A 13,563-nucleotide genomic window follows, 5' to 3' on the forward strand; every position below is an offset into this window, starting at 1 on the left:
GAAGAGGTGGGGATCGGCCGCCCGCCTGCCAAGGAGTATCCTCGATGTGACCTTGCCGCCCCCAGAACGGAGTCCGCCCGCTGGTGGCGGATCGCCGAAACCGGCGATGAACGCGACCACATCTGCGACGTGGACGTTTTGAGTTGCACCCCTCCGCAGCTTTGGTTACACCTCATCGCGCTACCAGACATATTTGGGGAACCGCGATGTCCACCACGACGATCGGCGTCAAGATCGACGAGGATCTCCGCACCCGTCTCCGGGCCGCCGCCGAGCGCGAGGGTTGCACCCCGCATGCGCTGGTAAAGGGCGCCCTCACCGCAGCGATCGAACGCACCGAGCGCGGGCTGGAGGCGGTTCCGCCGGTGGAAGCCGCCGCCGAACCCGCGGCGCCGCTCGGCAATCTGCCGACGGAAAGCCCGTTCCTGCCCTTCGCCCGCGGCATCCAGCCCCAGAGTGTTCCGCGCGCCCGCATCACCTCCACCTACCGCATGCCGGAAACTGACGCAGTGCCGGTGCTCATCGGCCCCGCCACCTTGCCGGCGCCGAAGGCCGAGATGGCCCGCGCCCGCGCCCGGCAGTTGGTGGAGGCACTCCGTGCCAAGGGTCAGAAGGGTCCGGTCGAAGGGCTGATCCACGAATACTCGCTCTCCAGCCAGGAAGGCGTGGCGCTGATGTGCCTCGCCGAGGCGCTGCTGCGCATTCCCGACCGCGCCACCCGCGACGCGCTGATCCGCGACAAGATCGGCCATGGCGACTGGCAGTCGCATCTCGGCCACAGCCCCTCGCTGTTCGTCAACGCCGCGACCTGGGGTCTCGTGCTGACCGGCAAACTGACCTCGACATCGAGCGAGACTGGTCTCACTGGCGCTCTCACTAGACTCATCGGTCGCGGCGGCGAACCGCTGATCCGGCGTGGCGTCGATGTCGCCATGCGGATGATGGGCGAGCAGTTCGTCACCGGTCAGACCATCTCCGAAGCGCTGGCCAACTCCCGCCGCATGGAGGCGAAGGGATTCCGCTATTCCTTTGATATGCTTGGTGAAGCCGCCACGACGGAAGCCGATGCCGCGCGCTATTACGCCGATTACGAACAGGCGATCCATGCCATCGGCAAGGCCTCGGCCGGGCGCGGCATTTATGAAGGGCCGGGCATCTCGATCAAGCTGTCGGCCCTGCACCCGCGCTACAGCCGTGCCCAATATTCACGTGTTATCAATGAGTTGCTACCGCGTGTTACCGCGCTGGCCAAGCTGGCGCGCCATTATGACATCGGGCTCAACATTGATGCCGAAGAGGCCGACCGGCTGGAAATCTCGCTCGACCTGCTTGAATCACTTTGTTTCGATGAGTCACTAAGCGGCTGGAACGGCATTGGCTTTGTCATTCAGGCCTATCAGAAGCGCTGCCCCTATGTGGTCGATTTCCTCATCGACCTCGCCCGCCGCTCCGGCCACCGGCTGATGATCCGGCTGGTGAAGGGCGCCTATTGGGACAGCGAGATCAAGCGCGCGCAAGTGGATGGGCTGGAAGGCTTTCCGGTCTACACGCGCAAGATCCACACCGACGTCGCCTATCTCGCCTGCGCGCGCAAGCTGCTGGCGGCCCCCGACGCGGTATTCCCGCAATTCGCCACCCACAACGCGCAGACGCTCGCCACCGTCATGGAGATGGCGGGGGCTAACTACTATGCCGGACAATATGAATTTCAATGCCTGCACGGCATGGGCGAACCGCTTTATGAAGAGGTGGTCGGCCGAGAGAAGCTCGGCCGCCCCTGCCGGATCTACGCGCCCGTCGGCACCCATGAGACGCTGCTGGCCTATCTCGTCCGCCGCCTGCTGGAGAACGGCGCCAACACCTCCTTCGTCAACCGCATCGCTGACCCCAATGTGCCGGTGGACGAACTGATTGAAAGCCCAGTCGAAGCGGCCCAGCGCATCGAGCCGGTGGGCGCGCCCCATCCCGGCATCAGCGCTCCGGCCGATATGTTCGGGGCAGAGCGGCGCAATTCGGCCGGACTGGACCTCTCCAACGAGCAGCGCCTCGCCTCCCTCGCCGCCGCCCTGCTCGCCAGCAGCGCCGCGCCGGTCGCCGCAAAGCCCCTGCTCGCCGGCCCCGTGACCCTGCCGGGGCCCGTGCGCACCGTGCTTAACCCCGCCGACCATCGCGACACGGTCGGCACGGTGGAGGAAGCGACGCCAGAGATGGTGAGCCGCGCCATGGCCTACGCCAATGCCGCCGCGCCGATCTGGCAGTCCACGCCGCCTGCCGAGCGCGCCGCCTGCCTGTTCCGCGCCGCCGAACTGATGGAAGCGCGCCTGCCCGCCCTCATCGGCCTCATCATCCGTGAAGCCGGAAAATCCTACCCCAACGCCGTCGGGGAAGTGCGGGAGGCGGTCGACTTCCTGCGCTATTACGGCGCGCAGGTGCGGGATGGCTATTCCAGCGATACGCACCGCCCGCTCGGGCCCGTTGTGTGCATCAGCCCTTGGAACTTCCCCCTGGCCATCTTCACCGGCCAGATCAGCGCGGCCCTGGCCGCCGGCAATGTCGTGGTTGCCAAACCCGCCGAGGAAACGCCGCTGATCGCCCTGACGGCCGTGGAGATTTTGCGCGAGGCCGGCGTGCCGGACGGCGCGCTGCAGCTTGTTCCCGGCGACGGCAAGGTGGGCGCCGCGCTCGTTGCGGACAGTCGCACGCGCGGCGTCATGTTCACCGGCTCGACGGAGGTGGCCCGCCTTATCCAGCGCCAGCTTGCCACCCGCCTGAGCGATGAAGGCAGCAGCATCCCGCTGATCGCCGAAACCGGCGGTCAGAATGCGATGGTCGTCGATTCGTCGGCGCTGGCCGAGCAGGTGGTGGCGGACGTGCTCTCCTCCGCCTTCGATTCCGCCGGCCAGCGCTGTTCGGCGCTACGGGTGCTGTGCCTGCAGGACGATGTGGCTGATCGGATGCTCGCCATGCTGCGCGGCGCGCTGAAGGAGCTCAGCGTTGGCAACCCCGTTCATCTGTCGACCGACATCGGCCCCGTCATTTCCGCCGAGGCGAAGGCCAGCATCGAGGCCCATATCGAGCGCCTGCGCAAGGCAGGGTGTCGGGTGGAACAGCTTCCCCTCGGCGATGAGGCGGCGCATGGCACCTTCGTGCCGCCGACGCTGATCGAAATCGGCGAGATTGGCGATCTCGGCCGCGAGGTGTTCGGCCCCGTGCTGCATGTCGTGCGCTACGCCCGCGAGGGACTCGACCAACTCATCAACGCCATCAACGCCACCGGTTACGGCCTGACCTTCGGGCTGCACACCCGCATTGACGAGACCATTGCCGAAGTCGGCTCCCGCATCGCGGTCGGCAATGTCTATGTGAACCGCAACATTATCGGAGCCGTCGTCGGCGTGCAGCCCTTCGGAGGACACGGCCTGTCCGGAACCGGGCCGAAAGCGGGCGGGCCGCTCTATCTCGGGCGGCTGCTGTCGCGCCGCCCGGCGGCGCTGCTGCCGGCGCGTGAAGCCCCGCCCCCGGCCCGGCTGTGGGTGGATTTCCAGCCCGATACCGAGACGCGCACCCTCTGCGGCGCGGTGCTGGAGAACACGCCTTTCGGGCATCAGGCGGAACTCCCCGGCCCGGTCGGCGAGCGCAACCTCTATGCTCTCTCGCCGCGCGGCAGCGTCCTCTGCCTGGCGGCGACCACCAGAGGCCTCGCGGTACAGATCGCGTCGGCGCTGGCCACGGGAAATCGCGTGGTGCTCGAAGGCACGCAGATGCCGCTGCTGCCGAACGGGCTGGAAGAGTGGGTGCGGCTCACCGACAACTTCGCCGAAGCCGCCGTCGACGCCGTGCTGTTCGAAGGCGACAGCGATGCGCTGCGCCGGCTTAATGAGGCGATCGCGGCCCGCGAAGGGCCGATAGTTCTCGTTCATGGCCTGGCGCCGGACGACATCACCCGCGGCGACACCTATCCGCTCGATCTCCTGATGCTGGAGCGTTCCACTAGCACCAACACCGCCGCGGCCGGCGGCAATGCCAGCCTGATGACGCTAGGCTGACAGGCCACCGGCGGCCGATCTGCCCGGGCGCCGCGCGGCGCCCGGGCCTGGCGCTCAATTGTGGTTGAAGCCCGCCGCCTCCTCATCGGTCAGGGGATGCGTGACCGGATGCTTGGCGAAGAAGTCGAGCGCCCGCTGGAAATCGTCGAGCAGCAGGCTCGCGAGATCACGGCTGACGCCATGACGCACGAGAATGCGCTGGATCACCAGGTCCTGTCGGTTGGCCGGCATGGAATAGGCCGGCACCTGCCAGCCGCGCGAGCGCAGCCGGTCGGCGAGGTCGTAGAGCGTGTAGCCCCCGAAGCCCTTGTCGTCCTTCAGCTTCCAGCATAGCGCCGGGATGCCCGTGTGACGATTGCCATCATAGAGCAGTTCAAACGGCCCCAGCGCGGCGATTTCGCGGGCGAGATATTCGGCCGTGTCGTAGCAGGCATTCTGGATCTTGGCGTAGCCTTCGCGTCCCAGCCGGACGAAGTTGTAATACTGCGTCACCACCTGCCCACCGGGACGGGAGAAGTTAAGTGCGAAGGTTGGCATGTCGCCGCCGAGATAGTTCACATCAAAGACGAGCTCGGGCGGCAGGTCAGCCGCCTCGCGCCAGATCACCCAGCCCACACCCAGCGGCGCCAGGCCGAATTTATGGCCGGACGTGTTGATCGACTTCACCCGCGGCAGCCGGAAGTCCCAGACGAGCTCCGGCGCGCAGAAGGGCGCGAGGAAGCCGCCGGACGCGCCATCGACATGGATGGGGATGTCGAGCCCGGTTTCGGCCTGCAGCCGGTCGAGCGCGTCGCTTACCGCCTTCACCGGCTCATATTGGCAGGTGAACGTCACCCCGAGAGTGGGAACCACGCCGATCGTGTTCTCATCGGCGCGCGCCAGCACTTCTTCCGGCGTCATGATCAGCCGGTCGCCTTCCAGGGGGATTTCGCGCAGTTCAACATCGAAGTAGCGGGCGAATTTGTGCCAGCAGATTTGCACCGGACCGCAGATCATATTGGGGCGATCGGCCGGCTTGCCATCCTTGGCGCGGCGCTTGCGCCACTGCCATTTCAGCGCGAGACCGCCCAACATCGCCGCCTCCGACGAGCCGACGGTGGAGCAGCCGACCGTCGTCAGCGGATCGGGTGCGTTCCATAGATCGGCCAGCATCCGCACACAGCGGGCCTCGATCTCCGCCGTCTGCGGGTACTCGTCCTTGTCGATCATGTTCTTGTCGATCGACAGGTCCATCAAGTCACGGATTTCGTCTTCGACCCAGGTCTGGCAGAAAGTGGCGAGGTTCTGGCGCGAGTTGCCATCCAGCATCAGTTCGTCACGAACCGCCGCGAACACATGGCGCGGCTCCCGCTGCACCGCCGGGAAACCCGACTTCGGCAGCATGCCGAGCAGATCGGCCGAGGAGTAGATATCGTCGAGGAAGTCGTCGCGAAGCGCGGTGCTGGACTTTTTTGACGTCAAGGCTGGCGTCCTTTCGGGCTGGGAGAGCCGCAGAAGTAAGCGGCATGGCAAAGGCGAAGGCAAGCCGCCATCGCGGGGGTGCGGCGCCGTCACCGTGCGTCCAGCGCGGCGGGGACCTCGCGCGAGGTCATGGCGCCGAGGACGAAGGCGAGATTGGCGGCAGCGACCAGTGAGGCCGCGTGGGCGTCCGATTGCGCCAGCCGGGCGGTGAGCAGGCCGCTTTCGGCGGTGGTGGCGGCAGTGATGTCGCCGACCCCGCTCTGATAGGCACCGAGCGCGGCGTCATAGGTCACGGTAGCGGCCTGGGCGAGCGCCGTCGCCGCCTGGTAGGAGGCAAGCGCCGAGCGCAGCGTGTCGGCGCTGATGACGATCTCCCGGGCGGCGGCGTCGCGCGTCGCCTCGAAGGTCGCTTCGCTCGTGGCGGCGAGCGACTGCGCCTTCTTGAGCTGTGCCGCCCGCAGCCCGCCATCGTAAAGCGGCACGGTGACGCCCAGCAGCACGCCGGTGGCCGACGCCTGCTGGCCGATGGTTGGCAATCCGGTGGCGCTGAAACTCGCATCGCCCCCCGCCGCCACCGCGCCGAGAAACACTTTTGGCATGAATTCGGCCTCGGCGGCGCCGATGGCGGAGCGGCTCGCCTGCATCGTGGAGAAGGCGGCCAGCACGTCGGGACGCCGGGCCAGCGCCGCCTTGATCATCGCCTCCGTCGGCGCCCCCACCGAAGCGGGAAGCGCGCGCCGGCCGGCTTCGCGCACGGTGATCCGCGTCAGTGGCGACACGCCCATGGCCGCCATCAGCACCTGATAGGCGTCGCGTTCGGCACCCTGCGCCTGCACCAGCCCGAACTGCGCCTGCGCCACCAGTTGCCGCCCCTGCGCCACCTCCACCGTCGTGCCGCGTCCCTCATCATTGCGGGCCTGTGCCGCCGCCGAGATCTTGCGCGCATTGGCGGCATTCTGCTCGGCGATCCGCACCCGGCTGCGCGCGGCGCCGTAAAGGAAATAGGCGCGCGTCACATCATGGATGATCTTCTGATGCGTCCCATTGAACAGGATATTGGCGGCGGTGGCGTTGTGGCGGGCGGTCTGGTGCAGCGCGTCGCGCTGGCCGAAATCGAACACAAGCCATTGCAGCGCCACCTGCGGCGAGACGCCTTCGATACGGTTCGACACCTCGCTGGTGCTGCCGACAGTGACGGGTAGCGTCGATGAAACTTCCTGCCAGCCGCCGATGACATTGGCCGAGATGAAGGGCAGATAGGTCGCCTCTACCATGCCGGTCGACAGCGCCGCCTGCCGCGCCTGCTGCCACGCGATGCGGGTGAGCGGATTCTGCATCTGCGCGATGTCGATGAGTTCGGGCAGGCCATAGGCATGGCGCGGGTCGATGCCCGGCGTGGGCTGCATCTGCGCCACTTCGGGGTCGGCGGGAACGCTGAACACCTTGGTTCCGCTGCCGAAATTCGCTTCATCGGCGCTGGCCGACGCCGTAGCGTCTGGCGCCCAGGGCTGCGCGGGATTCGCCGGCGCGGTCTTCAGCGCCTGCGTGGCGCAGGCCGACAGGCAAAGGCCAGCGAGCAGCAGCACGATCATGGCGCGGAGGGGAGAAACGGCCATGCCCTACCCCGCCGCCAGCGCGGCGATGCGCGCCGCCCGCTGCTCCAGCACCTCGGGAGACGCGGCGCCGGGCGGCTCAATCGCCTCGGCTCGCGGCGGCCCGTTCCCGCGCCGGCCGAGCAGTTCCGCCGCCTCGGCGAAATGCGGGGCAATGCCGGGCGGCACCTGCGCCGCGAAGATGAGCTGCGGCAGCGCCGCGCCGGCTTCCGCCGCCAGCCGGTGCAGACGCTGCACCAGGGCGGCAGAGGGCCGCTGACGGCTCGGCTCGAACGGCAGAAACGCGAGCACGTCCAGAACCTTGGCGATCTCCGCCTCCACGCTGGCGGCCTCTCGGATCGCCTGTCCGCGCGCCGGGGGCGGGAGGGTGGCGAGACGCGCCAGTGTGGCCAGTGTGCGCGACAGACGCTGGCGCACATCGACCACGGCGCTTTTCGGCCAGACCCGGGTGAAGATGAGATAAACCACGAGATTGCCCAACAGAATCCCAACGATGCGATCGCGGGCGGCGTCCATGTCGGTGCTGGGGGCGAAGCCGTTGAGGATGGTGAGCAGGAAGGCGAGGCCGATCTGCACCCCGCCATAGGAGATGCGCTCGTTGCCCGTGGACACCCAGGCAGCCACCAGAACGCCGGCGAAGACCAGCGCCATCAACCCGCCAACCGATTGAAGATGCGGAATAATAAACAAAATCGCGCCCAGCCCCAGCGCCGCGCCGATGAGGCAGCCGGTGATGCGCAGCGCCAGCTTGTGCACCGTCTCGCCGGTGGTGCCGAGCGCGGCGACGTAGCATGTGACCATCGCGGTGTGGATGCCCTGCCAGTCGATCAGCGAATAGGTGAGGTAACAAAGGATCGCCGCCGCGGTCGTCTTCAGCGCGTAGCGCTGATGGTCGGCATTGGTGAAGGCGTCAGCGGCGAGGAAGGACGGCGCCTCCGCGCGCAACGTACTGCCGCCATTAGCTTTTTCGAGATCCGCCAGAGCCTGTCGAACCGCCCCCGCCGCGCCCTCGCCCCCGCCCTCCCCCTGCGCGCCGGCCGGCCGGCGGCCGGAGCGGAGCGCGGCCGCCGCTTCCCGGCACTGCGCCGCCAGCGCCGGATCCCGGTGCCCGGCGGGCAGTGCGGCGATGGCCAGCAAAAGGCGGTAAGTCGTTGCAATGGAACCGGAAAGCCATTCGAGCCGGCGGCTGGGCGCGGTATGGAACAGCCGCGCGAGCAGCATCTGCTTGTCGCTCGCCTCCAGCCCCTCCGCCAGCGCCTCCCGCAGGGCTCGCCGGCTCCGGCCGGAGAGGGCGAGAGCGGCCGCGTCGAGCCGCTCCACTACCGTCTCGTGCAGCAGTCGATGGGGCGAGGTGCCGAGAACCATGGAGAAAATCGCCAGCAGAACCATGGGCATAACCGCCATCTGCCAGGCATAGAGCAGGCCGCGGGTGACGATTTCACCGGCCGGCACCTGGTCCACCAGTGTCAGCACGAAGGCGATGACGAGGGCGATGATGGCGCCGATTTCGCCCAGTTGGGATGCCGAGCTGAGGTAGAGAAAGGCGAAGGAGGTGGCGGCGATGACCACGATGCGCAGCAGCGGCAACTCCGCCGTCCACTGGATGATCGGTGCGATGAGGAGGATGATGAGGCTTACGAGGACGATGAGACCGAGCGCCTGCCCGACATTCTCCGCCCCGTTGCGACGGGTGAGGAAAATGATGAGGTAGCAACTGATCGCCGCCTCCGGCACCTTGTAGAGCATCGCCGTGCCGCAGACGAGCGCGCACAGCAGCGCGACCCGCCAGGTCATGGCGAAGCGCCCCGGGAAGGGCCGCAGGTCGGCCCGCACCTGACGGAGCATGCCGCCCCAGCCCTGGCTAGCAGTCCGTGTCATGGTGCACGGTCGCGGTGGCGGAGGCGCCGATGCGCATGAGGTCGGCGGGCGGGTCGATGAGACGGATGCGCACCGGGAAGCGCTGCGCCACCCGCACCCAGTCGAGGCTCTTCGGCACGATCGGCATTTTGCGCGGCAGGGTGATCTGCTCGGTCGACTGCACGCCCCAGCCAATTCCCTCCACCCGCCCGCTGATCTTCACCGCGCGGTCGGCCAGCGTGTAGACGGTGGCGCAATTGCCAACGCGGATGCGGTTAAGCTCGGTTTCGATGAAGGCGGCGGAGGTGAACCACGCGCCGGTGTCGATCAGCACGAAGATGGACTGCCCCGGCAGCACATATTCGCCCACCGCCGTTTCCAGCCCGACCACGCGGCCGTCGAACGGGGCGGTAATGCGGGTATCGGCCAGCGCCCGCTCGGCGATGGCCAGCGCCGCGCGCCGCGCCTCCACCAGCGCCAGCGCCGCCGCCGTGTCGCTGACCAGCGCTGTCGCCGCCCCCTCCTGCTGCAGCGTCTGCTTGAGGCTCACCTCGGCGTCGCGCTTGGCGGTGGCGGCATCGTCCACCTGCTGGGCGCTGACATAGCCCTTGGGGCGCAGCGCCTCCAGCCGGGCGAGGGTCTGCGTCGCCAGAGCGAGGTTCTGCCGCGCCCGCGTCACCTGCTCCTGCGCGATCACCGCATTGGCCCGCTCGGCGGTGACGGTGCGCTGCTTGTCGGCCAGCGCCGCCTCGGCGAGGGCGAGGTCGGCTCTCGCCTGCGCCACCTGCAGTTCGTAAGTCGCGGGGTCGAGCGCGAACAGAAGCTCGCCCTTGGCCACCGCCTGGTTCTCGCGCACCGCGATGCTGGCGATGCGGCCGGGCACGGAGGCGGCGATGGCGGTGACATCCGCCGTCAATTCGGCATCCTGCGACAGCGGGTTGAGTTCGGCGTCGCGCAGATAGTGCCAGCCGAGCAGCACCGCCCCGGCGAGGGCGAGCAGGCTGACCAGCACGCCGAGGCTGCGGCGGGGGGCGGCGTGCGTGTGCTCCTCCATCGGCTACCTCCCGAAACCGAGCAGCGCGACGGCGAAGCCGATGGCTGCGGCGATGCAGACATAGACCGGCAGCCGCGCCGGCAGCGCATCGTCAATGCCGGCGCGGATGAACACCAGGCGCACCGCCACCGCGCCAAGAATGCCGATGAAGGCGCAGAGCAGCCAGGAGGGGAAATAGGCGCCGAACAGCGGGATCGCCGGCGCCCCCGCCGCCAGGCAGCCGGCCAGCGGCAGCGCGGCGAGGCCGACCCCGGCGGCACGCGCCAGCGTCGCCGCCCGGCATGCCCGCCGCCGGCCCGATGACGTGATGTCGGAACCCCCAATGCGCAACGTCGCTCTCCGGCAGAGCCCCCCGAGTCGGAGACGTTGGGTAAAACGGGTAGCAAGCCCTTGCCGCGAGGGCAAATTCCACCGCGAGCGGCAAGCCGGCGGCGGCGCGCCCTTTCCCCTCGCGGTGAATCATGCGACCAACCCACAGGCGTTCCCCGCCGCCGGCCGGTGGCGGGGCGCGCGGATGAGGCGAGGCGGAAACGCGCGGACGGCAAAGCGCGGCGGCGAGGCGGGGCCCTCGCCCGAACCGGAAGGACGGACGGGATGTGCACATCGCTCGGCTATCGCGACGCGGACGGCAGGGCCTATTTCGGCCGTACGCTCGAACTCACCGTCGATCTGCCCTACCAGATGGCCTATTTCCCTGCCGGCTTCGCCACACGCTCGCAGGTGGAGGGGCACGCGCCGGTGGAATACCGCGCCCGCCACGCCATGCTCGCCGTCACCATGCCGAACCGGGTGCCGACACCGCAGGCACCGATCGGCATTGACGATCTCAAAGTGCTGGAAGGGCTGAACGACCAGGGCCTCACCTTCAGCCTGCTCTCCTACCCCACCGCCGGCGGCACGCAGCGCGCGGTGGAGATGACGCAGGCCGTGCTCTCCGCCTCCGATCTCGGCAGTTGGTGCCTGGGCCAGTTCAGCACGGTGGCGCAGGTGAAGGAGGCGGTGGCGGCGCAGCCGATCCTCCTGGTGCCGCTGGCGATCCTCGGCGGGGTGGAATCGCCGTTCCATTATGTGGTGCACGACGCCACCGGCGCGGCGCTGGTGATCGAGTTCGACCGCGGCGCGATGACGATGTACGACAACCCGGTGGGGGTGATGACCAACGGCCCGAATTTCGGCTGGCACCTCACCAATCTGAACAATTACACCTTCCTGTCGAACGTCGATAAATCTTCGGCCAGCTTCGGCGGCTATCGCGCGGTGCAACCGGATTCCGGCATCGCCACGGCCGGCCTGCCCTCCTCCAACACCTCGGTCGGGCGGTTCGTGCGCGCCGCCTATTATGCGCAGTTCACCGAAAAGGCGGCGACGCCGGACCTCGCCGTGCGCACGCTCGCCCACATCCTCAACAATTTCGACCGGCCGCGCGGGGTCAGCATCGACTATCCCGGCCAGGGCGGCGGGCACATGGAAGTGGCGGGGCTGGACCAGCCCGCCGGCCCGGGCTACGCCACCGAATATACCTGCTGGACCAGCCTGTCCGACCTCGACCGCAAGCTGTTCTTCCTGCGCGATTATCGCAGCCTCAACTTCACCCGCTTCGACCTTGGCGCGCTGGCCGGGCTCACCGCGCCGCGCGTGCTGCCGCTGCAACGCCTGGCCGAGGCGGAGGACGCCACCGCCGTGCTGCAGGCGGCGACGGCGGGGTGAGGCGCGCCGCGCAGGGCCCGAGAGTGCGGGGGCGAGGCTGATGAAGGGCGTGCATGTTCATCCCTCCGGCCTGCGCATCCGCATCGCCGGGCCGTGGCCCTTCATCACACGGCGCAGCTACGCGCTGGCCGGGAGGCGCATCGTCTGGCAGGCCCGCCAGCACCGCAAGGGGCTGGCGCGGGCGGCACGGGCGCTGGAGAACGCGCCGGTCCCGTTCTGGCAGACGCAGAGCTATAATTGGTGGACCGGCGCGCTGTTCGCGCTCGGCTCGCTTCTGTTCCTCACCGGGAGCCTGCTCAGCCTGCTGCCGGAGGTGGCGCCGGCGGCGACACCGATCAATATCGTGTTCTTCCTCGGCTCGATTCCGTTCACCCTGGCGGGCTATCTCCAGCACTTCCAGGCCGCGAACCAGAGTGCCTTCACCCTCGACCCGAAGGACGCCGCCGCGCCGCGCCATATCACGTTGATCGGCTGGCACCCGCACAGCGCGGGATGGCTGAGCACCTTCTGCCAGTTCGTCGGCACGGTGGCGTTCAATTTCAACACTTTCGACCCGCTGGTGGCGGGGGCCGACTGGGCGACGCAGGACCTCGCCGTGTGGCTGCCGGGGATGATCGGCTCGGTGCTGTTCCTCGTCTCCGGCTATCTCGCCTTCGTCGAGACCGCGCACCGCTACTGGAGCTGGCGGCCGCGCCAGCTCGACTGGCAGATCGTGTTCATCAACCTGCTCGGCTGCATCGCCTTCATGGCCGCCTCGACGCTGGCCTATGTGCCAAGCGCGGGCGAGGCAGGGTGGATTTCGGACCTCGCCAATCTCCTGCTCGGCCTCGGCGCGCTCGGCTTCTTTCTCGGCGCGGCGCTGATGATGCGCGAGAGCGCGGCGGCGGCGAAGGGCTGAGCTTTAGGGCTTGCGCCGCATGATGGCGACGAAATGGGCGAACAGGCCGGCCTGCGAGTTGATGTTGAGCTTGCGGTAGATATTGCGGCGGTGGACCTTGGCCGTGCCGGCGGAGATCGACAGCAGCCGGGCGATGGAATCGGCCGAATGGCCCTGAAGGATGAGATCGACCACCTCGCCCTCGCGCTCGGTGAGCGACAGGTCCTGCCAGATCTTGCCGCGGTCGAGGGGGCGCGCGCCGGCGCGGCCGGCGCGGGCACCGGCATCCTCGCCGATCGCCTCCTCGCCCCAGCGCAGCCGACACAGGCTGAGCACGATCGGCGCCAGTTCGCGCAGCAGGCGGACCTGCGCCGCGCCGAAGGCGCCGGAAGCGGCCTTGCGCATCAGCGACACCACCACGCTCGCGCCATTGGCCAGCGGCACGAAGAAGCCGACCTCCTCGGCCAGCACGGTCTGGCTGTAATAGGAGCGGTAATATTCGCTGGCATAGAAACGATCCGGCGCCAGCTCGCGCATGCGGCGGAAACCCTCGATGCGCTCGATAGCGGCGTGGTAAAAGGGATCGAGCAGATAGGGGCCCACCTGGTAGAGCGTCACATAGACATGGCTCTCCGCGCGGTTGAAGGTTTCAAACAGCAAGGGCGGGCGCGCGGTGCCGCGATAGCCGAAGGCGACGCAATGGTCGAACGGCACATGCGCCCGCAGCCAGGTGATGAGCGCATGGCCGAACGGGTCGTCGCCCGGCCCGGTGCGGACGCTGGCACTGCGCTCATGCGCCGCCGCGATGGCCTCGCCCAGCAGACGCGCCGCCGAAGCGCGCTCGCCCTCGCCTGTCGCCGCCTCCCCGGCCGCCGATGCAGCGCCGATCCTGCCCACCGTCTATACCCCCTCTGACTGATAAATAGGCCCCGTCTACCACTTCGAAGG

At 68.4% G+C, this 13,563-nt stretch carries 9 protein-coding genes; 3 read left to right on the top strand and 6 right to left on the bottom strand.

Annotated elements, in window-relative coordinates; all coding sequences use genetic code 11:
• Positions 1-206 precede the first annotated feature (206 nt).
• Positions 207-4,046, top strand: a complete 3,840-nt coding sequence (gene putA / locus AAC979_RS09655) for a trifunctional transcriptional regulator/proline dehydrogenase/L-glutamate gamma-semialdehyde dehydrogenase (RefSeq protein WP_371346621.1) — start codon at positions 207-209, stop codon at positions 4,044-4,046.
• Between the two features lie 54 nt (positions 4,047-4,100).
• On the opposite strand, the gene AAC979_RS09660 is transcribed toward putA, so the two are convergent.
• The 5 genes from AAC979_RS09660 to AAC979_RS09680 form a co-directional block, all read right to left on the bottom strand.
• Positions 4,101-5,429 (bottom strand): glutamate decarboxylase, encoded by a 1,329-nt coding sequence (locus tag AAC979_RS09660; protein WP_371349032.1) that lies wholly within the window; start codon positions 5,427-5,429, stop codon positions 4,101-4,103.
• Between the two features lie 167 nt (positions 5,430-5,596).
• Positions 5,597-7,123 (bottom strand): TolC family protein, encoded by a 1,527-nt coding sequence (locus AAC979_RS09665; protein ID WP_371346622.1) that lies wholly within the window; start codon positions 7,121-7,123, stop codon positions 5,597-5,599.
• Between the two features lie 3 nt (positions 7,124-7,126).
• Positions 7,127-8,998, bottom strand: coding sequence for an FUSC family protein (locus tag AAC979_RS09670; RefSeq protein ID WP_371346623.1), 1,872 nt, complete (start codon positions 8,996-8,998; stop codon positions 7,127-7,129).
• Positions 8,982-10,031, bottom strand: a complete 1,050-nt coding sequence (gene mdtN / locus AAC979_RS09675; RefSeq protein WP_371346624.1) for a multidrug transporter subunit MdtN — start codon at positions 10,029-10,031, stop codon at positions 8,982-8,984. Before mdtN ends, AAC979_RS09670 begins: the two co-directional genes overlap by 17 nt.
• Positions 10,032-10,034: 3 nt before the next feature.
• Positions 10,035-10,361: a YtcA family lipoprotein gene (locus tag AAC979_RS09680; protein WP_371346625.1), complete on the bottom strand. Its 327-nt coding sequence runs from the start codon at positions 10,359-10,361 to the stop codon at positions 10,035-10,037.
• Between the two features lie 264 nt (positions 10,362-10,625).
• Between AAC979_RS09680 and AAC979_RS09685 the strand changes: the two genes are divergently transcribed.
• Both AAC979_RS09685 and AAC979_RS09690 read left to right on the top strand, forming a co-directional pair.
• Complete coding sequence (locus AAC979_RS09685) at positions 10,626-11,738, top strand: linear amide C-N hydrolase (protein WP_371346626.1); 1,113 nt, start codon at positions 10,626-10,628, stop codon at positions 11,736-11,738.
• Between the two features lie 40 nt (positions 11,739-11,778).
• The gene (locus AAC979_RS09690; protein WP_371346627.1) at positions 11,779-12,636 is read left to right on the top strand and encodes a hypothetical protein; all 858 of its coding nucleotides are present in this window, start codon (positions 11,779-11,781) and stop codon (positions 12,634-12,636) included.
• A gap of 3 nt (positions 12,637-12,639) precedes the next feature.
• Here the strand turns inward: AAC979_RS09690 and AAC979_RS09695 are convergent, their stop codons facing one another.
• Positions 12,640-13,512 (bottom strand): LuxR C-terminal-related transcriptional regulator, encoded by an 873-nt coding sequence (locus tag AAC979_RS09695; protein WP_371346628.1) that lies wholly within the window; start codon positions 13,510-13,512, stop codon positions 12,640-12,642.
• Positions 13,513-13,563: the final 51 nt, after the last annotated feature.

Source organism: Ancylobacter sp. IITR112, from assembly GCF_041415945.1.
Lineage (GTDB): Bacteria > Pseudomonadota > Alphaproteobacteria > Rhizobiales > Xanthobacteraceae > Ancylobacter.